This window comes from Stomatobaculum sp., from assembly GCF_057248925.1.
In genome coordinates this window covers 58,760-79,358 of the sequence record NZ_DBHIHF010000011.1, presented here as the reverse complement: position 1 = coordinate 79,358, position 20,599 = coordinate 58,760, and the positions used below count along the sequence as shown (strand labels likewise).

Genomic DNA, 20,599 nt, shown 5'->3' with positions numbered 1-20,599 from the left:
AGGTCGACACACATCTTCTTAAATTCATAATCATAGCGCATGATAAAACCCTCCTCACTGTGACACTTTCGTGTCCAGTAAAGAGGGTACATATCATTAGGGGGTCTATGGCGAGCGTTTTTGTGCTTTTGGAGGCATTTAACCGTAAAGGGGCTGCTGCACTTGGACTTTTTTCCTTGTGCAACAGCCCCTTCATACATTCATTATAGCTTTTATCATCCATTTTATTTGCCCCAAACAGCCGCTGCATTCGACCTTACAAGCAGTTCTTCCACAGGCAGACCAATCGGACAAATATCATGACAAGATAACGACTTCCCGCATCCCTCAAAATATTTCTTCTTATATTCAGCAGAAATCTCATTCAAATGAGTGCTTTCCTGTTCTTCATTCAGAATCCGAAATGCGTTGACTGCAGCAACAGCGCCTGCAAAAGTCTCATTTGCAGAGAAGTTAGGACACACTTCAAGGCAGCAGCCACACATCAGACAGCGTGCCGACTGGTATCTCGGTTCATGTGTCCACGAACTCATATAAGCTTCACTTTCAAGCCAAAGGTTCAGTTTTTTCAAATTTTCAAACAGATTTGACCGGTCAACGATCAAATCTCTTACAAGCGGAAATTTGCTTAAAGGTTCCAAGGTAATTGTAGAACCTTTTAACGTATGTAGAAATGTAGAGCATGCCAGCCTCGGACGTTCGTTAATCAGCATGGCGCAAGCCCCACATTTTCGCACCATACAGCTACATTCCCAGCTGATGGGAGTAACTATATTCCCTGAGTTATCTTTCAAAGGGGTTCTACTGTTCAATTCCTTTAGAACAGTAGCAACAGAGCTGTTTCTGCTTCCGTCAAACTCAAATTCCTGCCAATAACTGTCTGCTTTCTGACTCTCCTGCCGCCTGATTCTTATTTTATATACCAAGTGAATCACCGCCTTTCTGGAACAGGTACAAAGGAAATCTGTATCTGCTTTCCATCAAATCTGACTACCGTTGTTTTAAGGTAATCATCGTCATTGCTCTTCGGATAATCCTCCCGCCAGTGTGCACCACGGCTTTCTTTTCTTGCAAGAGCACTCTTTAGAACTGCCATGCCAAGCAATGGAAGATTTCCTGTCAGCGCTTGTACCGTTTGAATCCCATTTAACAACGTATTCTCATTTCTGACAACTCCCATAGTCTCCTGCATCACTTTGTTTAATTGCTTTATTTCTGAAATTTGGGACGCTGGTGGAAAATCTATCTGTGTCGCACAAGATAGATCTACTACATCTGCCTGTTCGCATGCTGATTTTGCCGCAACACGTCCTCCGTATAACGCTCCTAACAGAGAATTTCCACCAAGACGGTTGGCACCATGATATTGGGCACAGCATTCTCCGGCAGCGTAAAGATTCTGAATCGGCGTTCTGTGCTGCTCATCCACCAGAATGCCTCCCATAAAATAGTGAATTCCCGGTAAAACAGACACCGGTTCCTTTCGTATATCTTTATGCAGATAGGTCATACAATCGTCTGCCAGACCAGATAGCTTATTTGAAATAATCTCGTCCGATATTTCCGTCATGTCAAGAAATACCTCTGATTCATGGCTGACCTTCCATATCTCTCTGGCGGTAATATCTCGTGGCATCAGATTTCCAAGCTCCGGGTATTTTTCCTCCATGAAATACCATTGTTTTCCATCTTTCATGGCAAACAACCTGCCACCTTCCCCTCTGGCCGCCTCGCTGATGAGCATGCGTTTTCCACCACATTTCACAGTTGTCGGATGATACTGGATCATCTCGCCATTTGCCAGAGGAACACCAAGCCGGAACAATTCTGCGGTGACTTCTCCTGTATTGCTCAGCGAACCCGTTGTATTTCCAAACAATCCGTGCATACCACCGGTGGCAACAATAACCGCATCCCCCGGTAATTCCACAGTCTCCTGACTGTATTCATCCCTGATTACGCAGCCACAACAAATATTGTCACACAGACGAAGTGTTAGGAAAGAATGATGGCTGAACCGTTCTACCATACCAGATGCTTCTTTCCTGCGAACAGCGTCTATCATAGCTGTCATGATCTGCTTCCCGGTATCGCTCTGCGCAAAAGCAGTCCTTTTCTTTTTCTGCCCGCCAAAATTCCGCAGATCCACATCATCATAGCCGCTCATGTTAAATTGAACTCCAAGTTTTAACAGCCAGTGCACCAGCTCCGGTGCTGCCTGTGTCATTCCCCAAACTGCATTTGGGTCTGCCAGACCGCAAGCCGCCTTTATTGTATCTGTGAAATGTTCTTCGGGACTGTCGTTTTCATCTTTTGTATTCAAAGCTGCGTTGATACCGCCCTCCGCCATAACAGACTGCGCCCGCTCTGATGGAAAGGAGGAAACCAGTTTTACATTGCATCCATTTTCCGCTGCCTGCAAAGCCGCTGAAAGTCCTGCCAGTCCAGCACCTATAATAATAATTGTCTTACTCATAGATATTGCCACCCAATATAATAGAAAATAACTGCGCCCGCTATAAACAGAAGGAGCACCGAAAGAATCAAATAAATATCACCCCTTCGTTCTTTATAACTGATGATTCCCAGCGATACGAGCAATGGGCGGATATTGATAAAAATATGAACAAAGATTGCCGCCACGAACAAAAGCTGAGTTACCATCTTTACCGTTGTAAAAGGGAACAAAATATATGTCCCATTCTGCACCTTTCCAAACAAGCCAATATGGAAGAACAGCAGGATCAGTATTACCATCCCACTGGCTCGTCTCGCCCAGAATATGGCGTTCTGTTTCAGATACATTTTTCCGGATTGTTTCGCTGCCCGTAAACTCTGAACTGTCAGGACGGTACCCATCACCGTATGCACAACAAGAATACCAACACCAATCCATGCAAGAATTTTCCCTGCACTACTTCCAACTCCGTTCAGCATAAAGCTGCCCATGATTCCATGAATCATAAAAATGAGAAGCATTACAACAGACAAAATCGTATTCCATTTTCTCATAAATTCCCGCTCACCTCATTTCTTCGCTGTCCATGATCATATAGTCCATCTGTGTTAGCGTTGTAACGTCAATAAAATCATCCGATGCCAGGAATACATCATACTTTCCACTTACCACTCTTGATAGCATCATTGTGTTACTGTACTCTTTCAGATCTACGGAGAAACCGGCCTGTTTCAACCTGTCACAGAGTTTCTTAGCATAACTGACAAGCGGATAATCCGTCTCAGATACATATAACCGAAAACTAATGTCCGTTTTCATGAGATCTGTTTCATTTGTTTCCGAATCGTCCAGTGCCAATTCTTTTAATTTATTCCGGGTGTTCTCGTTGTCGAGACCATCTGACACCATATTAATGCCGAGAACATAAGAGCCTTCCAACTGTGCGGAGGCTTGAGCCGCCTTTTTTGACTTCGGTGTTGCTCCTGTGACTGCATCAATCATAGAAAGCGGTGAATGTAAAATGGCACCAAACCCTACAAGAAAAACAATCGTAACAACTAACAGAATCAGTTTTCGTTTCACATTCCCACCTCATTTCCTATTTTTTCAAAATTCTCATTGCGTTTAAAACAGCAATTATGGTAACGCCTACATCACCAAATACAGCTTCCCACATTCCCGCAATACCAAGAGCGCCAAGAATCAGGAACACACTCTTAATCCCAAGAGCAATCACTATATTCTGCATGACAATCTGTTTTGTCGCTTTTGCTACTTCAATCGCATCCACCAGCTTAGACGGTTCATCTGTCATCAGAACTACATCTGCTGCTTCAATGGCCGCATCCGAACCAAGCCCACCCATTGCAATACCAACATCTGCACGGGCAAGGACAGGAGCGTCATTGATACCATCACCAACAAAAGCCAATTTGCTTCCCGGTCTCTTTTTACTATCTAAAAGCTCAACCTTTTCCACTTTTTGGTCAGGAAGCAGCTGTGCATAATATTCATCCAACTGCAATTCTTCTGCAACGGACTTCCCAATTTTTTCATCATCACCGGTAAGCATGACTGTTTTTTCTACGCCGATATGTTTCAGGTCAGAAATTGCTTTTTTACTGTCCGGCTTCACTTCATCTGTTATCAAAATACATCCTGCATATTGACCATCTACAGCCAAATAAACTTTTGTACCTGCGTTTTCACAGGTTGTGTACTCTATACATTCTGTATCCATAAGTTTCGTATTGCCAGCAAAAACTTTCTTTTCCCCTGCCATTACACTGATTCCATATCCTGAAATTTCCTTATAATCAGAAATCACTGACTGATCAATTTCTTTTCCATAAGCAGCAAGAATGGATTTTGCAATAGGATGGTTAGAAAAACTCTCTGCATCTGCCGCATACTCCAGAACCTGTTCTTTTGAAAATCCTTTTGCAGGCAAAATATCCGTCACATTGAAAACACCTTTTGTAAGTGTTCCGGTTTTATCGAACACAATAACGCTGACATTATTAAGTGCCTCTAAATAATTGCTTCCTTTTACAAGAACACCTCGTTTAGATGCTGCACCAATGCCGCCGAAGAAAGTCAGCGGGATTGAAATAACCAATGCACATGGACAAGATACCACAAGGAAAACAAATCCTCTGCGAATCCACTCTGTCCAGCCTCCGCCAAGAATGATCGGTGGCAGAATCGCCAGAAAAGCTGCTAAGATTACAACCACAGGTGTATAATAACGTGCAAATGTAGTAATAAAATTTTCTGTTGGTGCTTTTCGGCTTGACGCATTTTCCACAAGATCAATAATCTTTGAAGCCGTAGATTCACCAAATGCTTTTGTTGTCTTAATCATTAAGACACCCGTCTGATTCATACAACCGGAAAGTGCTTCGTCTCCTTTATGAACACTTCTCGGAACTGATTCTCCTGTTAAGGCGCTTGTATCCAGCATAGAATCTCCATCCAATACCACACCGTCTAATGGAATTTTTTCACCAGGCTTTACAATAATAATCTCACCAATGGAGACATTTTCTGGAGATATGGTAATCAATTCCCCATTTCTTCTTACTGTAGCAGAATCTGGACGTATATCCATTAAGTCTGATATAGATTTTCTTGAACGCTTAACAGCCAATGACTGAAAAAATTCACCTACCTGATAGAATAGCATAACAGCAACTGCTTCTGGATATTCACCAATGACAAAAGCCCCAATCGTAGAAACACTCATCAAAAAATGTTCATCAAATACACGCCCCTTTGAAATGTTCCTCACAGCCTGCCATACAACATCTCCACCAAGAATAACATAAGAAACTATGAGAAAAGCTAACTCGATAGGCAGTGGCACTTTCGCAAAAACAGTCAATGCCATACCAATGGCATAGATTGCTGCACCAGTCGCTAAACGAACTGTCAACTTCTTATCCTCATTGTTATAGGATTCATTGGCCTCCTGCTTTTTTTCCGGTATATAAGATTCCTGTACAATTTCAGAAACTTCCACATCTGGCTCATGGCTATGAACAATCGTTTCAATCTGACTGGCTATCGTATCTGCGGCTGTCTGAGCAACAATGATTGTAAGCGTCTGCTTCATCAGATTTACCACTGAGGATTGCACTCCATCCAACTCTCCGACTTCTTTTTCAATTTTTGCGGAACAATTCGGACAGTCCAACCCTTTTAACGAATAACTCTGTGTAACATTCATAACGGTTTCTTCCTGAACTTCCACATCTGGCTCATGACTATGAACAATCGTTTCAATCTGACTGGCTATCGTATCTGCGGCTGTCTGAGTAACATTGATTGTAAGCGTCTGCTTCATCAGATTTACCACTGAGGATTGCACTCCATCCAACTCTCCGACTTCTTTTTCAATTTTTGCGGAACAATTTGGACAGTCCAACCCTTTTAATAGAAATATGCGTTTCATGATAATCTCCTTATAATTTGTTTAATTGTTCAATTACTCAACTATAATGTTAAAAAATATTATTTCTGCCAAAGATGCTCAAATCCCTTGTCAATAATCTCTTTCACATGATCATCTGCCAGCGAGTAGTAAACTATCTGTGCTTCTTTACGGAATTTTACCAGATTCGCAAGGCGTAATGCCTTTAACTGATGCGAAATTGCAGATTTTGTTACCCCCAGTAGCACTGCAAGATCACATACACACATCTCACTCTGTTCTAGAGCGTGTAAGATTTGTACTCTAGTTCCATCTCCAAATAGCTTAAACAAAGAAGCCAACTGGATATAATCATCTTTTGGCTGCATCTTGGATTTCACATCATTCACAATATCCTCATGAATTACATCGCAATTACAAATATAAGACGTTTTTGGCATATATTCACCTCCAAATAATAATAGTTGAACAATTACTCAACTATTATTATACTTATTTTTAAATTCATGTCAATAAGCTGATGTTAGTTCCCCATAAATTTTACAATTAAAACCAGCTCTTTATTCTTTTCTTAATCTTTTTTCCCAGTATACCGTTTTGGCTTTCTTGTCACACTTCCATCTGCATGACGTTCCACATTATCTCTGCTTGTTCCGGAATGTAATATCCAAGCTGAATCCTTACAGCTTCATACAGTTTGCTGACGGTAGGGAAACAGTAAGGTATTCCGGTTCTGTCAAGAGAAGATCATTCTGAATTTCTTTTTGAACCAACTCCGAATAATGATTGTGTTCAAACAAAACATCCAAAAGAATGTAGAATGGCCTGTTATTGATCGGTGAATCATAGGTGAACTTAAAATGCTTTTTTCGATATTGTTCTTTCCAATCCGCTTCTGTTCCTCAACATCCTTAAAAGGAAAAATCTCCGATGCACGATCTAAATACTTATCCAAATCTGTCCCTGACTCGGCAATAATATCAATATCTGTGGATAACCGACGCGGATGTTCCATCAGCAACATAAGACAGGCACAGCCAATGATAAGTCCTATGATGCAACCCATGATAACTTAGAGGATGACACCCATCAAGATATCCACCAAGTTAGCCACCAAGATTCTACGCCGTCAGCAGTTAGGCATTCCATTCTTTCATCGGCGTTACGGAAAACGATGTGCTCATTTTGAGCACATCGTTTTTCTCCGCAACTGGGAAATCAACGTCCTGCCATTCTCCCTGCATGGCTTTCCTGCCCCCTTCCGGCGGCGTTTTCCGGCTCTCCTTCTCAGGGTCATCGCCTGGTATCCCATGCAGACGGTCATGCGGTTTTCAAGGTGCAACGGGCAAAACGGCAACAAAAAAGCCGTCACAAAACAGACCACCCCTGCCTTCGCTTTTTCTGGAAGGTCATGCTAGTCGGTTATGTAACGGCTGAAAGCCAAGATGTTCAGCCCCGCAGGGCCGGAACAAATATGTAAAAATATGTTATATTCAATTGTTGGGATAGATTACCACAAAAATCGAGCTGTGTCAGCAAAAAGTTTTGAAAGCGTGTCATTTTCGGCAGCTTGCAAGAAAAATTGAGGGAAACTTTTGCAAAAAGAGAGAGGGCTGGACGGTGCCAGCCCTCTTGACAAGCAAATTTATATAGTTTGAAGGCGATTTTTCAATGCTATGATATTTTGATGGATCTGCATAATCACATCCTTAAACGCAGCATCATCTTTTCCAGTCGGGTCTTCCAATCCCCAGTTATCATCAAATGGTCTACCAATAAAAGGGCATTCTACATTGCATCCCATCGAGATTGCAAAATCCGGTTCAGGAATCGCAGAAATCATCTTAGAATACTGCGTCTGCTCCATGTCGATGCCATAAAGCTTCTTCATCAACCGCACGGCATCCTGATTGATTTGCGGCTTGGTTTCCGTTCCGGCAGAATAGCTTTCAAACACGTCGGACGCCAGCGCTTTGCCCAATGCCTCCGCAATCTGGCTGCGGCAGGAGTTATGGACACAGATAAATGCAACTTTTGGTTTGGTCATGCGGGAAACCTGCCTTTCGTTTTGTTTGCGATTTTTACGAGGAAAAGCATCACAGGCACTTCGGTCAATACACCAACCGTTGTGGCAAGTGCGGCAGGAGAAGTCGTTCCGAATAGAGCGACAGATACCGCAACCGCCAATTCAAAGAAGTTGGATGCACCAATCATTCCGGCAGGTGCGGCAATGCGGTGTGGCAGCTTAAGCAGCCAGCAGACACCATAGGCAATGCTGAAAATCAAAAAAGTCTGCAAAACCAACGGTATGGCAATCAACGCGATGTGTAGGGGATTTTCCAAAATAACCTGCCCTTGGAAAGCGAAAATCAGTACAAGCGTCAGCAGAAGTCCAATGGTTGTAATGCCGTCAAACTTTTTGACAAAGGCGTTTTCGAAATACTCTGCGCCCTTTTTCTGGGTCACAAAATATCGCGTCAGCATACCACCCGCAAGGGGAATAACGACGAACAGCACCACGGACAATATCAGTGTATCCCACGGCACAAACACATTCGAAACGCCCAGTAGGAACTTCACAATGGGGACGAATGCCACAAGGATAATGAGGTCATTGGTCGCCACCTGCACCACCGTGTATGCCGGATCTCCCTTGGTCAGTGCGCTCCACACAAAGACCATTGCCGTGCAGGGCACAGCACCCAACAGTACTGCACCGGCAAGATATTCGGTAGCAAGCTCCGGTGTGATGAACGCCTTGAACACCACGAAGAAAAACAGACTTGCCATGCCGTACATGGTAAAAGGCTTGATGAGCCAGTTGACGATCCAAGTGACGAACAGCCCTTGGGGTTCTTGCCCACATTTTTGATGCTGCGGAAGTCTACCTTCATCATCATGGGATAGATCATCACCCAGATGAGGATCGCCATGGGAATCAACACCCGTGCATACTCGAACCGATTCAGAAACTCCGGAATCTGCGGCAGGAACTTGCCGATGCAGATTCCAACCGCCATACAGAGAATGACCCATACAGTCAGATATTTCTGAAAAAATCCAATGGGAGATGTGTTATGTTCGTTCATGCTCTTACCTTCTTCAAAATAGAAATGACTTCATCCTTTTTCAGCACCTTGCCATAGGACACCACCTGACCATCTACCACCAGCGCAGGTGTTGTCATCACTCCATAGGCGGCGACTTTTTCAAAGTCCCGCACATGGTCGATGGTAGCATCCATGCCGAGTTCCCGCAGTGCTTCTTCGGTTTCCACTTCCAGTGCGTTGCACTTGGCACAACCTCCACCGAGAATTTTAATGCCGGATTCCTTCTTTTCAGCTTCTGCCGCCTGGATGGTTTCCGACGTACAGTTGCCTCCGCAGCAGTAAGACTGCTTTTGCTCTTCTTTTTTCTTTCCAAATCCGAAAATTGACATGATAGTCCCTCCAAATCATAAGATAATGCCCTGAAACAGGTTGAATAAATAGCCTACAACGATAATGCCCGCAGCGCAGATGGCGATAAAAACACCCAGCAGCTTTGGCTTGACTGCCTTGCGCAACATAATCATTGACGGCAAAGACAGCGTGGTAACCCCCATCATAAAGGCAAGCACCGTACCAAGCTGTGCGCCTTTTCCAAGCAAAGCCTCAGCAATGGGAATCGTGCCGAAAATATCGGCATACATGGGAATGCCGATGATGGTTGCTAATATTACGCCGAAGGGGTTATGGCTGCCGAGAACCGCCACAACCCAGCTTTCGGGAATCCAGTTGTGAATGACAGCCCCGATGCCTACGCCGATGAGAATATACGGAAAGACCTTCTTGAAGGTTTCCGCCACCTGATCCTTGGCATAAACCAGCCGTTCCTTCTGCGTCAGTGTTGGGGAGGCAATGTCCACGGCAGATGCCCTGCGGATAAATTCCTCCACCTGATTTTCCATGTGCAGCTTTTCAATCAACGTACCGCCAGCCACAGCAATCACAAGCCCCAGCACCACATAGAGAATCGCAACCTTTGCCCCGAAAATACTCATCAGAAGAACAAGACTCCCCAAGTCCACCATAGGCGATGAAATCAGGAACGAGAAGGTCACACCCAGCGGCAGTCCGGCACTGGTAAATCCGATAAACAGTGGAATGGACGAGCAGGAGCAGAACGGTGTTACCGTGCCGAGCAGAGCTGCGATGCAGTTTGCCCATATACCGTGAAACCGCCCCATAATTTTCTTACTGCGTTCCGGCGGAAAATAACTCTGAATGTAGGAGATCAGATAAATCAGCACACAGAGCAGCACGGTGATCTTAATCACATCATAGAGGAAGAACTGGATGCTCCCACCGATTCGGCTTGTCGCGTCCAGTCCCAATGTGCCGAGTAGATTTCCAATCAGCGTATTCAGCCACTTCATGCCGAGGATCTGATTGGTGATAAACTTGCTCATCAGGAGCAGCACCCACCTTCCTTATTAGAGCCGTAGCCATAGCAGGTCAGTCCTTCGATAAATTCTTTGAACTGGGTCAGGGTTTCGCAGTTCAGAGAGTAGTGCTGCCACTTTCCTTCCTTGCGGGCGTTCACCAGTCCACATTCCACCAAAATCTTCATGTGGTGCGAAAGCGTCGGCTGCGTAATTTCAAACCGTTCCAACAGCTTGCAGCCGCACTTTTCTCCATCCGACAGCATCTTCACAATTTCCAGCCGGTTCGCATCTCCCAAAGCCTTGCAGATCAAAGCCACATCTATAGCGTTCATGAAAACACCTCGCATTGATATTTGTCTATGTGAGTAGTATAGCAAATACATCGATAAGCGTCAATGCATTTGCGCAAATTTCTTCATAGGCTCCTCCTTAGATCAGGCGCAGTGCCGGAACCAACTCGCCGCCAATGGAAACCACCGTCAGGTTTTCGTTCACATAGTCGATGGTGCGTTCCAGCGTAAACAGATTGATGCTGCATTCGTTGCCGTTCTGGTCGATTTCCGAAACTTCCGCAGCTCCCAGCAGATAGCGGGTTCTGTCTGTCTCGATCACATCGCTCTTATCATAATGGAGAAGCAGCTCCCCATCTGCCACCAGATCAGCCTCCATCTCATCGTAAACATCCTCAAAGATGTCTCGACTGCCATCCTCGGTCAGGAGTTCACCGCCAGCCCCCGGCAGGATCACCATCACAATGCGCTCCTTCGGGTGATCTTCACGGATTGCCTCCAGCATCAGCCAGTTATGAAGCATCGCAATGGACTTCTCAAACATGGGATCATCCATCGGATTGGGCTGCGATGCACCGTGCGGGCAGTTCTTGCAATCCATGCTGCACACTGCGTTGTTCTGATTCTTCTTAAAGTTCATCATCATAAAAATCTCCTTCTCATCGTTCCATATCTCGTTGTTTACTTCGCTGCCATTTTTCCAGCAGCCGGATAATCGTGTCCTGCATCTGCTTCGGCGTATAGGATTTCGGGAAATACTTCCGAAGAACCTCGTTTTTAATCGTCACATGGTCAAGCTCATCCTTTTTGATTTCATTCATCACTTCACACATGGCATCCAACGTGCAGCCACCCTCCTGTGAGAGCTTCTTCAGCCGCTGTGCCTGCGACAGGGATGGAGATGCCTGTGCATAGTCCATTGCCTCCAGAAATTTCTTCTGTTCAAACGGTTTCAGGTAAGACAACTCCACCGCCGGATTAAAGGCGATTTTCTTCTCATCCACCATATCCAAAATTTCAGGAATCAGGTTGGTAAGGTGGATATAGCGTTTAACCGTATCCTTACTCATTCCAACAGCTTCACCAATAATCTCCGTAGACAACTTCGGTGCAAATTGCTCCGAAGTCAAATCTTTTCTCTGACCCTGATGTTTCATCGCCTCCAACTTCATCTTGTAGGAAAACGCTCTCTCGCTGGGAGGAATATTCTCCCGCTGCAAGTTGCTGTCCAACATAAAGATGATTGCTGCATCATCGTCCATTTCCTTGACGATGACCGGCACAGTCTCCAAACCTGCCAGCTGCGCCGCATGAAGTCTGCGGTGTCCTGAAAGAATTTCAAATCCGCCTTCCGGGTCAGGTCGGACAATCAGTGGTGATACCACACCGATCTGCTTGATGCTCTCCACAGTCTGTTCCATCAGCTCATCGTCCAGCACCTTAAAGGGATGTCCTTCAAAGGGATGCAGGTCAGAAAGCGGCATCTCCGTCCGCTGCTCCTTAGCCGCAGCGTCGGCAGCTGAGCCACTGCGGTTTTCTGTTGTAATACTGGTTTTTGCTTTTGCCATTCAGATTCTTAACCTCCTTCCAGCGGTGATAGATGTCATTCTTACCTGCGAAAAACGCCTTTTTTGCCTTGCACTTCATAGATCAAGTACCTCCTTAACGACCTGCTGTTTTTCTTTTCCAATGCTCTTTCTGCGGTCCTCTCCGCTGATTCGCACCGGCGTACACATTTCCAGAATCCTGCTGTAAATCCGGGCGTATGCCACATCCTGCGGATTGCGGATTTCTGCAATTTTCAGATTGGTTGTGATAATGACCGGAAGCCCGGACTTATACCGCTCATCAATGACAGCGTAAACCTGCTCCAGCGCATATTCGGTGCTGCGCTCAATTCCCAGATCATCCAGAATCAGCAAAGAATAGTTGGAAAACGCAGCGATATACCGGTATCGTTCTTCCGAATACATGGCACCCATCTGGTTCAGGATTTTGGAGAAGTTCGTCATCAAAACCGGAATGCCCTGATCCAGCAGCGCATTTGCTATACATGCCGCCACAAAGGACTTTCCGGTTCCGACATCTCCCCATAACAAAAGGCCAAGGTTTTCAGCCTTGACCTTTTTCCACTGCTCCACATAACATTTTGCCATCTGGATGTCCTTGTTGTCTTCTGCAACGCCAAAATTCCATTCCAGAAGATGCTTTTCCTGAATCCCAGTTGCTTTCAGCTACCTGATTTTACGCTGCCGCTCCACCAGTTCATCCTGGCGTTTCTTTTCCGCCATCGCTTCCTGCTGGCATCTGCAAAGGCAGGGAACAATCTTGTCTCTGCCCCAGAGCTTTACCCTGCACTGCACCGGAGTATGACAGTTCCAGCAATACAGCAGTCCGTCCACGCCCTGGTATTCCTGCTCTCCGGGTTCTTTCGGCGTAAAGAGCGAATCCAACGCCGCATTCAATACTTCAGGCACCATGTCGCTCATAGGCTGTCTCCTTCCTCAAATGTGTAGCCTGCCGGGTTATACTTCGGCTTTTCTCTCTTTGCCCAGCTCCGGATTGTGGCAAGGTGATTTTTGTAGCTCCTGCCGGTGGAAGCCATATACTCAGAGAGCCGTTCCACCCGCATCTGATAATCTCTTGGGAACTCCTGCCGGAGCTTGCCGTATTCCGTGTCAGAGAGAAGGACATTTTCGTATGAGCCATACCGGTGCTGGATTTCCTTCTTCTCTCTTTTATTGATTGTTTCAGTACTTGTTCTATTAATACTTAATTGCGCGGGATTTTCCGTAACCGGTGTGTCCGTATCCGGATTTACCGTATACGGCTTTTCCGTACACGGTGATTCCAAACACGGCTTTTTCCTTGGCATCTCATAAATCACATACTCCGCTCTGCCCATCCGACCGTTACTCTCACGCTGCTGGTTCCTTTCCAGATACCCAAGACGCTCCAGCTCCTTCAAAGCCGTAAGCACTCCATCTACGCCGTCCGGCGTAATCGAAGATAGTCCCCGTACCGAATAGTTCCATGTGTCAGGCAAACTGAGCAGCATGGAGAGAAGTCCTTTCCCTTTCAGGCTGAGACCATGATCCCGCAGGTGGTAATTGCACATCGTTGTGTAATTGCTGTTCTTCTCAACCCTGAATACCGGCATGGTGCTCACCATCCTTTTTCGCAGGCTCCGCTTTTTTCTTCGGACATTTGCGCGGACGATCTTCGCTGTCCTCCCGGCGATGGTATTTGCCGGTATCCTGCATCATGCGTTCAAACGCCTGAAGGCGTCCCTCTGTAAAAAGCGTCATTCGATCACACCCCATTTCTTAAACAACTTGAAGAGATGATTCTTTCCCTTGCAGGTCACTCTCGTCTGCTGCACCAGTTTTCCGCTTCTGCCATAGCAATCCCGGACAATAAAATAGCCCCTTGCAGATTTGTCTGCAAAAGGCATCAGCCAGCCACTCGGACTGCGGTACAGATAGCGATGATCCAGTAAGAGAGCTACTACCGTCTTCTCCGGGATTCCGATTTCCTTACAGAAATTCCGGATGCAGGTACAATCCTCCGAGTTCACAAAGGTATCGAAGTAGTCTGCCTTGAGCTGTGCCGCATCCAGCTGTTTGCGGATACCCTCAAGCTGCTCCCTCTCGGCTACAAGCTCCTGTGCCAGGGTGTAGATGACCTCCGGATGCTGAATCACCTGATCCAAAATGGAATCGCTCATATACACACCATGCTTTCGGATGGACGGGAGAACTTCATCAAACACCCAGTGTTCAAATCGTTCTGCCGATGGCAGCTTGCTGTGAACGATCAGCCGGTAAACATCGCCTTCTGTGATAAAGGCGATTTCAACGACCTGCTCTCCAGCATCCCCATACTGATTCACCTTCTGAACGACCCCCTCGCGTTTCGTTAGGGGGCCTCTGCAATGGCGTTTCACTGCGGCGTAGGGATTTACATACCCCAACGCTTTCGCCACGTCACTTGCACAGAAGAATGTCTTGCCCGCCTCCTGCAACACGCGGATCGAACCAAACTCCTGGTTCTCGAACACCTCCGTCATCTGCCTCGACTGTCCGCCATGACTGCCCACATCGGTGTCATGGGTCATCTGATTGAAATCCGTCATACCTGTTACCTCCTACTCAAATTTGTCTCGCCGGATTTCGGGCGAAAAAATAGAGCCTCGACCCATTCTCGTTTTCAAAGAATGAGCCAAGGCTCTATGTAACAGGATACCTGATATTATTTTTTTGCAGAATTCGTCAGAACTCGCCAAACGATCCTGACTCTGTTTTTCATTTCATTTCAGCCAGATTTTTACCAAAAATCTGTCAAGGATATGGGGCTAATTTCCCCTCCAAAATGGCCTTCTGTAAACCCATTTTCCCACCCATTAGGCTCAAAAATAGGCCGTAAACCCATGGTAAACCCATCAAAATGGGCTAATTTGAAGTCAAATTTCCTCAAATTTTACCATCGGAATCAGGTGATTTTAGACATAGAAAAAGCCCGGAAAATGGCGTATTTCCGGGCTTTTTTAGCATTATTAAGCTGTAGATTATCGCTTGCTGAACTGCGGCGCACGGCGAGCTGCCTTCAAGCCGTACTTCTTTCTCTCCTTCATTCTCGGGTCTCTCGTGAGGAAGCCCGCCTTCTTCAGAACCGGACGATAGTCCTGATCCGCCTCAAGCAGTGCTCTCGAGATGCCGTGACGGATAGCGCCTGCCTGGCCTGCCATACCGCCGCCGAGAACGTTGACACAAACGTCAAACTTCTCGCTGGTCTCAGTCGCAACAAGCGGCTGACGAACCGTCATTCTCAAAACCTCAAGGCCAAGATAGTCCTCGATGTCTCTCTTGTTGATCGTAATCTTACCAGTTCCCGGCACCAGATAGACTCTGGCAACAGAAGTTTTTCTTCTTCCGGTTCCGTAATATCTCTCACTTGCCATTTTCTACACGCTCCTCTCAGCCTTTGATGGTCAGAACTTCCGGCTTCTGTGCCTGGTGGTTGTGATTCTCTCCTGCATAGACATGCAGCTTCTTGTACATCTGCGCGCCGAGCGGTCCCTTCGGGAGCATGCCCTTCACTGCGTTCTCAATCACCTTCTCCGGCTTCTTCGCCTTGAGCTCGCGAAGCGTGGTCTCCTTCATGCCACCGACATAGAGGGAGTGGGAATAGTAAACCTTCTGATCCAGCTTCTTGCCAGTGACCGCAATCTTATCTGCGTTAATGACAATGACATAGTCGCCGCAGTCAACATGCGGGGTGAAAATCGGCTTGTTCTTGCCTCTCAGCACAGCAGCAACCTCCGAAGCAAGACGTCCGAGGGTGGCTCCATCCGCATCGACCACATACCATTTTCTCTCAACGGTATCCGGATTCGCCATAAAACTCTTCATGATTATCCTCCTAGTAGGACACGGGAGCAAAGATCCGTGTCTCCTGACCTGATTATACGTGAAGTGCCACAGCCTACTTCTCCGGGGCTTGGTAAAAGCTTAGCCTAGGCGTCACAGCTTTATATTATAGGTACTTGCCCTTATTTTGTCAACGCTGCGAGGCACTTTTTATTGTTCCGTTGCGGGTGCAATTCGGCTCTCTTTGCACTTATGTCGCACCGCTCTCCGCTTCCGCCGCAAGATAGGGAAAGTCGTTCCGACTCTCCGGGTTCGTATTTTCCCGTATCTCATAAAAGCCGTAGCGCTGCCCTACAGCAAGGCGGGCGCTGTCCTCCCGGTCACGGAGCAGAATACAGCGCGCCCCGTCCCGGTGACTCTCGTGAAGCAGCCGGGTCATGAGTCCCGCATAGTCGTCCGGACGACAGTGTTCCACCGTGAGGCGGCTCACCCCGGTCGAAGCGAGATCTTCCTGCGCGAGTTCGTAGCGCCAGTCTTCATTGTCCGCGACATAGCGATCCGGAACAGGCAGATAGCGGATTTCCCGCAGGATGAGCCCCGCCGCCGGAGCCACGGGGCCGGTATCGCAGCGCGCGCGGCTTCGCAGCGCTTTTCGAAATGCCGCCGCATCCTTTTTGCCGTTCCCGATTTCGAGGAGTGTCCCGGCCAGAATGCGCACCATGTGATAGAGGAAACCGCTTCCCGTGATGCGAAATGTGATGAGTCCCGCATACGCACCCGCAGTCTCACACTCTGCCGTGAGTTCCGCCCGGTATATGCGCCGCACGGTGTGCGCCGCCGCCGAGCCGCTCGCGCAGAAAGCCGCAAAGTCGTGCTCGCCGATGAGAGCGGGCAGCGCCGCACGCATGGCCGCCAGGTTCAGCGGCACATAGCAGTGAGCCGCGCTGTTTCGAAGCAGCGGGTTCATAATACGGCCGTTCCAGATGCGATACTCATAGGTCTTTTCGCAGTGCTGTTTCCTCGGATGCCAGTTTAACGCAACTTCATCGGCCGCCTGAATCCGGATGTCCGGCGGCAGGTAGGCATTCAGCGCGGTTGCAAAGCGCTCGGCCTGCATCGGGAAGTCGGTGTCGAACACAGCGACATTGCCGAGCGCGTGGACACCCGTATCCGTGCGACTCGCCAATATAAGTTGTGCAGGGGCTCTTGTGAGTCCCTGCACGGCTTCGGTGAGTTTTTGTTCTACGGTGACAGCCTTCGGCTGCATCTGGGAGCCGAAGTAGGCTGTTCCGTCGTAACTCACGATCAAACGAATTCTTCTCATGGAGCTCCTCAGAACAGAAGGCGGCAGGCAATCACCGCGGCCAGAAAGAGAAACTGAATCGCATAGGCAATCCGGTCCGCGCGGCGATAGTGCAACGGCTTCATCTGGGTTCTGCCCTCGCCGCCGTGGTAGCAGCGCGCCTCCATGGCCATTGCAAGATCGGTCGCGCGACGAAAGGCCGAGACAAAGAGCGGCACGAGGAGCGGCACCATGGCGCGCGCCTTCTGAATGATGTTGCCGCTCTCAAAGTCCGCGCCCCGCGCCATCTGCGCTTTCATGATTTTATCGGTCTCTTCCATGAGAATCGGAATGAAGCGGAGCGCTATGCTCATCATCATTGCGATCTCATGCACCGGGACGCGGAACACTTTCAGAAAGCCGAGTCCCTTTTCCATGCCCTGGGTCAGCGCATTCGGCGTCGTGGTCAGCGTCATAATCGTGGAGCCGACGACGAGGTAGATAAGCCGGAGTGCCATAAACCCGGCGAGCACCAGCCCCTCTTCCGTGATTTTAATGAACTTCCACTGCCAGAGCACTTTGCCGTCCGTTAGAAACAGGTTAAAGCTGACACTGATCAGCAGAATAAAGAGAATGCCCTTTAAGCCCCGCAACATATAGGAGAGCGGCACGCGGGACAGGCCTATGCTGACCGCGAGAAAGAGCGTTGCGAGCGCGTAACCCTGCCAGTTGTCGCAGCAGAACAGAGCCACAATGTAAATCAGGGTTCCCGCGAGTTTGGTTCTCGGATCCAGGCGGTGCAGCACGGAATCGACCGGATAGTACTGGCCGAGCGTCACATCTTTCAGCACGGTGCACCTCCTTTCAGAAGCGGAAGGAGCGCATCCCGTGCTTCGGCGACTGTCGTAATCTCATCGCTGAGCGGCATACCCGCCTTGCGGAGTTTTTGCACAAGATAGGTGACCTGCGGCGCCGAGAGGCCGAGTGCCTCCAGCTCCGCGTAGTGCTTAAAGACTTCCTTCGGTGTCCCGTCAAAGCGCTTTTCCCCGTCGCTCATCACGAGCAGGCGGTCCGCATACTTGGCGACATCCTCCATGCTGTGGGACACGAGAATGACCGTGAGACCCCAGCTGTGATTCAGTTCCTTCACGCGGTCCAGAATCTCATCGCGGCCGCGCGGATCGAGGCCCGCGGTCGGCTCATCCAGCACAAGCACCTTCGGTCTCATCGCGAGTACGCCTGCAATCGCGACGCGGCGCTTCTGGCCGCCCGAGAGTTCAAACGGAGACTTCTTGTAAAAGCTCTCCGGAAGCCCGACCATCCCGAGCGCCTCTCTTGCGCGCTGCTCGATTTCGTCCTTCGAGAGTCCCATGTTCTTCGGACCGAAACACACATCCTGAAACACATCGATCTCAAAGAGCTGATGCTCCGGGTACTGAAACACGAGCCCCACCTTGGTGCGGAGCGCGCGCATGTTGTACCCCTTCTCGTAAATATTCTCGCCGTCGACAAAGAGCTTGCCCGCCGTCGCGCGAATCAGACCGTTCAGATGCTGGATCAGTGTGGATTTTCCGGAGCCGGTGTGCCCGATGAGCCCCACAAACTGACCGTCCGGAATATCAAAGCTCACATCGCGGAGTGCCGGCTGCGCAAAGGCAGTCCCTCCTCCGTAGGTATAGCTCAGGTGTTCTGCGCGGATTCCCAAAACTTAGTTCTCCTTCCGAAGCGGCAGTATAGCTTCCGCAAGTTCCTCCATCGTGAGGACACTGTCCGGTAAACTTACGCCGCGCTGCTTCAACTCGTATGCGAGTTCGGTTGCCTGCGGCACATCGAGGCGCAGGCGCTTCAATTCTTCCACCCGGGCAAAGACTTCCCGCGGTGTTCCGTCCATGATGACTTTTCCGTCGTCCATCACAATCAGGCGATCCGCCCCGATTACCTCTTCCATGTAGTGGGTAATCAGCACGACCGTGACGCCCTCGCTGCGGTTCAGCTCCGTGACTGTCCGTATCACTTCTTTTCTGCCGTTCGGATCCAGCATCGCAGTCGGCTCATCGAGGACGATGCACTTCGGGTGCATCGCCATGACACCTGCAATCGCGACGCGCTGCTTCTGTCCGCCCGAGAGGTGATTCGGCGACTTCAGCCGGAAGGCCGTCATACCGACAGCCGCGAGCGCCTCATCGACCCTTTTCCAGATTTCCTCGGTCGGCACGCCGAGATTCTCGGGGCCGAAGCCCACATCGTCCTCGACGAGATTCGCGATAATCTGGTTGTCCGGATTCTGGAAGACCATGCCGACTTCGCGGCGAATGTCGAGAAGTTTTGCATCGTCCGCGGTATTCATGCCGGAAATCAGCACCGTGCCGCCGCTCGGCAGGAGGATGCCGTTCAGCGTCTTCGCCAGGGTGGATTTGCCGGAGCCGTTGTGTCCGAGAATCGCAACGAAACTCCCCGCCTCGATTTGAAGGCTCACGCCGTCGATTGCGCGGTTCACTTCCGTGACCTTTGCCTCCTCATCGCGGGTGACATAGTCAAACTCGAGCTCTTTCGTCTCAATGATTGCCATTGCTCTCCTCCGCCGCGGTCTCACTGCCTGTCGTCTCCGCAGCCGCATCCGTGCTCTCGGCTGTCTTTTCCGTTGCGGCATCTGCGCTCTTGCCGCCGCCTGTGCCCTCATCGCCCGGCTGATAATTCACAACGCCAAATTCACCGACCTTGCCGCTCTGCAAGTCGGAAGCGCGGACATAGGCGACCACAAACTGCTGATCGGTCAGCACGGTCTTGCTGTACTCCTCCGTGTCGCCGCTCGCCTTCGTGTAGTCCTTAAACTTGTCCGGCACTTCGCCCATCTCGAGACCGTTGGTCATATCGACACCCGAGAGCTCCACTGCGGTCTTGCCGTATCCCTCAGCCTCGGTGTTAAAGGTCAGCGCGTCAACGGTGCAGGACGGGAGGGGAATGCTGTAGGCATTTGCATTGCTGTACTTGATGCTCGCGACATAGCTGTTGTCCTTGACCAACACCAGACTGTACTGCATGGCCGCATCCGCCGTCACATCCGACTGAAGCGGCACAAAGTTGCCGTCGCTGTCCTCATACATTAACCGAAAGCCTGCGTCAAGGAGCGCGGATAGCTTGGTCTCACCGACTTCCACTTCGACACCGCCCACTTTGACCACCGGCACCGGACGCTGCTCGGTGCTCTGCTCAAGCTTGTCATCCCCGAGAATAATCTCGCCCTCCGGTACCACATAGAGATAAATCGTCAGGGCAACCATCACGGCCGCCAGGACATACATTGCCCCCCAAAAAAGCTTTTTCATGGTTTTCCGCCTTTG

The 20,599-nt window shown here is 48.8% G+C and carries 25 protein-coding genes; all 25 read right to left on the bottom strand.

Going from position 1 to position 20,599, the window contains the following annotated elements; genetic code table 11:
* Positions 1-224 precede the first annotated feature (224 nt).
* Positions 225-935 carry a succinate dehydrogenase/fumarate reductase iron-sulfur subunit gene (locus ACO4XG_RS05625; protein WP_330670190.1) on the bottom strand — a complete coding sequence of 237 codons (711 nt, stop codon included), beginning with the start codon at positions 933-935 and terminating at the stop codon, positions 225-227.
* Positions 932-2,476 carry an FAD-dependent oxidoreductase gene (locus ACO4XG_RS05620; RefSeq protein WP_308509504.1) on the bottom strand — a complete coding sequence of 515 codons (1,545 nt, stop codon included), beginning with the start codon at positions 2,474-2,476 and terminating at the stop codon, positions 932-934. The genes ACO4XG_RS05625 and ACO4XG_RS05620 overlap by 4 nt, the downstream gene beginning before the upstream one ends.
* Entirely contained in the window at positions 2,473-3,012 is a 540-nt protein-coding gene (locus ACO4XG_RS05615; protein ID WP_308509503.1) for a pilus assembly protein PilX, read from the bottom strand. The genes ACO4XG_RS05620 and ACO4XG_RS05615 overlap by 4 nt, the downstream gene beginning before the upstream one ends.
* 10 nt (positions 3,013-3,022) lie before the next feature.
* Positions 3,023-3,541: a DUF6921 family protein gene (locus tag ACO4XG_RS05610; RefSeq protein WP_308509502.1), complete on the bottom strand. Its 519-nt coding sequence runs from the start codon at positions 3,539-3,541 to the stop codon at positions 3,023-3,025.
* Positions 3,542-3,557: 16 nt separating this feature from the next.
* Positions 3,558-5,912: a heavy metal translocating P-type ATPase gene (locus tag ACO4XG_RS05605; protein ID WP_485129663.1), complete on the bottom strand. Its 2,355-nt coding sequence runs from the start codon at positions 5,910-5,912 to the stop codon at positions 3,558-3,560.
* 59 nt (positions 5,913-5,971) lie between these two features.
* Complete coding sequence (locus ACO4XG_RS05600) at positions 5,972-6,331, bottom strand: ArsR/SmtB family transcription factor (protein ID WP_005330964.1); 360 nt, start codon at positions 6,329-6,331, stop codon at positions 5,972-5,974.
* Positions 6,332-7,536: 1,205 nt separating this feature from the next.
* A complete protein-coding gene (locus ACO4XG_RS05595; RefSeq protein ID WP_009532266.1) occupies positions 7,537-7,938 on the bottom strand; it encodes an arsenate reductase/protein-tyrosine-phosphatase family protein in 402 nt (133 codons plus the stop codon).
* On the bottom strand, positions 7,935-8,927 hold the full coding sequence (gene arsB, locus ACO4XG_RS05590; RefSeq protein ID WP_330670189.1) for an ACR3 family arsenite efflux transporter: 993 nt from the start codon (positions 8,925-8,927) through the stop codon (positions 7,935-7,937). Before arsB ends, ACO4XG_RS05595 begins: the two co-directional genes overlap by 4 nt.
* Before the next feature lie 49 nt (positions 8,928-8,976).
* Entirely contained in the window at positions 8,977-9,330 is a 354-nt protein-coding gene (locus ACO4XG_RS05585) for a thioredoxin family protein (RefSeq protein ID WP_308509500.1), read from the bottom strand.
* A gap of 15 nt (positions 9,331-9,345) precedes the next feature.
* Positions 9,346-10,341 carry a permease gene (locus ACO4XG_RS05580; RefSeq protein WP_308509499.1) on the bottom strand — a complete coding sequence of 332 codons (996 nt, stop codon included), beginning with the start codon at positions 10,339-10,341 and terminating at the stop codon, positions 9,346-9,348.
* On the bottom strand, positions 10,341-10,649 hold the full coding sequence (locus ACO4XG_RS05575) for an ArsR/SmtB family transcription factor (RefSeq protein ID WP_308509498.1): 309 nt from the start codon (positions 10,647-10,649) through the stop codon (positions 10,341-10,343). The genes ACO4XG_RS05580 and ACO4XG_RS05575 overlap by 1 nt, the downstream gene beginning before the upstream one ends.
* Positions 10,650-10,746: 97 nt before the next feature.
* Complete coding sequence (locus ACO4XG_RS05570) at positions 10,747-11,253, bottom strand: hypothetical protein (protein WP_005929984.1); 507 nt, start codon at positions 11,251-11,253, stop codon at positions 10,747-10,749.
* 13 nt (positions 11,254-11,266) lie between these two features.
* Positions 11,267-12,175: a ParB/RepB/Spo0J family partition protein gene (locus ACO4XG_RS05565; protein WP_308509497.1), complete on the bottom strand. Its 909-nt coding sequence runs from the start codon at positions 12,173-12,175 to the stop codon at positions 11,267-11,269.
* A 75-nt stretch (positions 12,176-12,250) separates the two neighbouring features.
* On the bottom strand, positions 12,251-12,841 hold the full coding sequence (locus ACO4XG_RS05560) for an ATP-binding protein (protein WP_330670191.1): 591 nt from the start codon (positions 12,839-12,841) through the stop codon (positions 12,251-12,253).
* Positions 12,842-13,096, bottom strand: coding sequence for a hypothetical protein (locus ACO4XG_RS05555; RefSeq protein ID WP_330670188.1), 255 nt, complete (start codon positions 13,094-13,096; stop codon positions 12,842-12,844).
* Positions 13,093-13,767 carry a helix-turn-helix domain-containing protein gene (locus tag ACO4XG_RS05550; protein WP_308509496.1) on the bottom strand — a complete coding sequence of 225 codons (675 nt, stop codon included), beginning with the start codon at positions 13,765-13,767 and terminating at the stop codon, positions 13,093-13,095. The genes ACO4XG_RS05555 and ACO4XG_RS05550 overlap by 4 nt, the downstream gene beginning before the upstream one ends.
* Positions 13,748-13,915: a hypothetical protein gene (locus ACO4XG_RS05545; RefSeq protein WP_009532276.1), complete on the bottom strand. Its 168-nt coding sequence runs from the start codon at positions 13,913-13,915 to the stop codon at positions 13,748-13,750. The genes ACO4XG_RS05550 and ACO4XG_RS05545 overlap by 20 nt, the downstream gene beginning before the upstream one ends.
* Positions 13,912-14,742, bottom strand: a complete 831-nt coding sequence (locus tag ACO4XG_RS05540) for a BRO family protein (protein WP_308509495.1) — start codon at positions 14,740-14,742, stop codon at positions 13,912-13,914. Before ACO4XG_RS05540 ends, ACO4XG_RS05545 begins: the two co-directional genes overlap by 4 nt.
* A gap of 432 nt (positions 14,743-15,174) precedes the next feature.
* On the bottom strand, positions 15,175-15,567 hold the full coding sequence (gene rpsI / locus ACO4XG_RS05535) for a 30S ribosomal protein S9 (RefSeq protein ID WP_308509494.1): 393 nt from the start codon (positions 15,565-15,567) through the stop codon (positions 15,175-15,177).
* A gap of 16 nt (positions 15,568-15,583) precedes the next feature.
* The gene (gene rplM, locus ACO4XG_RS05530) at positions 15,584-16,018 is read right to left on the bottom strand and encodes a 50S ribosomal protein L13 (protein ID WP_009532279.1); all 435 of its coding nucleotides are present in this window, start codon (positions 16,016-16,018) and stop codon (positions 15,584-15,586) included.
* 208 nt (positions 16,019-16,226) lie between these two features.
* Positions 16,227-17,300: a tRNA pseudouridine(38-40) synthase TruA gene (gene truA, locus ACO4XG_RS05525; protein ID WP_308509493.1), complete on the bottom strand. Its 1,074-nt coding sequence runs from the start codon at positions 17,298-17,300 to the stop codon at positions 16,227-16,229.
* A gap of 8 nt (positions 17,301-17,308) precedes the next feature.
* Entirely contained in the window at positions 17,309-18,109 is an 801-nt protein-coding gene (locus tag ACO4XG_RS05520) for an energy-coupling factor transporter transmembrane component T family protein (RefSeq protein ID WP_308509492.1), read from the bottom strand.
* Positions 18,103-18,963: an energy-coupling factor transporter ATPase gene (locus ACO4XG_RS05515; protein WP_308509491.1), complete on the bottom strand. Its 861-nt coding sequence runs from the start codon at positions 18,961-18,963 to the stop codon at positions 18,103-18,105. The genes ACO4XG_RS05520 and ACO4XG_RS05515 overlap by 7 nt, the downstream gene beginning before the upstream one ends.
* Positions 18,964-18,966: 3 nt before the next feature.
* Entirely contained in the window at positions 18,967-19,827 is an 861-nt protein-coding gene (locus ACO4XG_RS05510; protein WP_308509490.1) for an energy-coupling factor transporter ATPase, read from the bottom strand.
* Positions 19,814-20,584, bottom strand: coding sequence for a hypothetical protein (locus ACO4XG_RS05505; RefSeq protein WP_308509489.1), 771 nt, complete (start codon positions 20,582-20,584; stop codon positions 19,814-19,816). The genes ACO4XG_RS05510 and ACO4XG_RS05505 overlap by 14 nt, the downstream gene beginning before the upstream one ends.
* Positions 20,585-20,599 lie beyond the last annotated feature (15 nt).

Bases quoted from the DNA above. Each gene is read 5' to 3' on its own strand.
- ACO4XG_RS05620 (WP_308509504.1), bottom strand. From the start codon at position 2,476: ATGAGTAAGACAATTATTATTATAGGTGCTGGACTGGCAGGACTTTCA.
- ACO4XG_RS05615 (WP_308509503.1), bottom strand. From the start codon at position 3,012: ATGAGAAAATGGAATACGATTTTGTCTGTTGTAATGCTTCTCATTTTT.
- ACO4XG_RS05605 (WP_485129663.1), bottom strand. From the start codon at position 5,912: ATGAAACGCATATTTCTATTAAAAGGGTTGGACTGTCCAAATTGTTCC.
- ACO4XG_RS05600 (WP_005330964.1), bottom strand. From the start codon at position 6,331: ATGCCAAAAACGTCTTATATTTGTAATTGCGATGTAATTCATGAGGAT.
- ACO4XG_RS05595 (WP_009532266.1), bottom strand. From the start codon at position 7,938: ATGACCAAACCAAAAGTTGCATTTATCTGTGTCCATAACTCCTGCCGC.
- arsB (WP_330670189.1), bottom strand. From the start codon at position 8,927: ATGGGTCATTCTCTGTATGGCGGTTGGAATCTGCATCGGCAAGTTCCT.
- ACO4XG_RS05585 (WP_308509500.1), bottom strand. From the start codon at position 9,330: ATGTCAATTTTCGGATTTGGAAAGAAAAAAGAAGAGCAAAAGCAGTCT.
- ACO4XG_RS05580 (WP_308509499.1), bottom strand. From the start codon at position 10,341: ATGAGCAAGTTTATCACCAATCAGATCCTCGGCATGAAGTGGCTGAAT.
- ACO4XG_RS05575 (WP_308509498.1), bottom strand. From the start codon at position 10,649: ATGAACGCTATAGATGTGGCTTTGATCTGCAAGGCTTTGGGAGATGCG.
- ACO4XG_RS05570 (WP_005929984.1), bottom strand. From the start codon at position 11,253: ATGATGATGAACTTTAAGAAGAATCAGAACAACGCAGTGTGCAGCATG.
- ACO4XG_RS05565 (WP_308509497.1), bottom strand. From the start codon at position 12,175: ATGGCAAAAGCAAAAACCAGTATTACAACAGAAAACCGCAGTGGCTCA.
- ACO4XG_RS05555 (WP_330670188.1), bottom strand. From the start codon at position 13,096: ATGAGCGACATGGTGCCTGAAGTATTGAATGCGGCGTTGGATTCGCTC.
- ACO4XG_RS05550 (WP_308509496.1), bottom strand. From the start codon at position 13,767: ATGCCGGTATTCAGGGTTGAGAAGAACAGCAATTACACAACGATGTGC.
- ACO4XG_RS05545 (WP_009532276.1), bottom strand. From the start codon at position 13,915: ATGACGCTTTTTACAGAGGGACGCCTTCAGGCGTTTGAACGCATGATG.
- ACO4XG_RS05540 (WP_308509495.1), bottom strand. From the start codon at position 14,742: ATGACGGATTTCAATCAGATGACCCATGACACCGATGTGGGCAGTCAT.
- rpsI (WP_308509494.1), bottom strand. From the start codon at position 15,567: ATGGCAAGTGAGAGATATTACGGAACCGGAAGAAGAAAAACTTCTGTT.
- rplM (WP_009532279.1), bottom strand. From the start codon at position 16,018: ATGAAGAGTTTTATGGCGAATCCGGATACCGTTGAGAGAAAATGGTAT.
- truA (WP_308509493.1), bottom strand. From the start codon at position 17,300: ATGAGAAGAATTCGTTTGATCGTGAGTTACGACGGAACAGCCTACTTC.
- ACO4XG_RS05510 (WP_308509490.1), bottom strand. From the start codon at position 19,827: ATGGCAATCATTGAGACGAAAGAGCTCGAGTTTGACTATGTCACCCGC.
- ACO4XG_RS05505 (WP_308509489.1), bottom strand. From the start codon at position 20,584: ATGAAAAAGCTTTTTTGGGGGGCAATGTATGTCCTGGCGGCCGTGATG.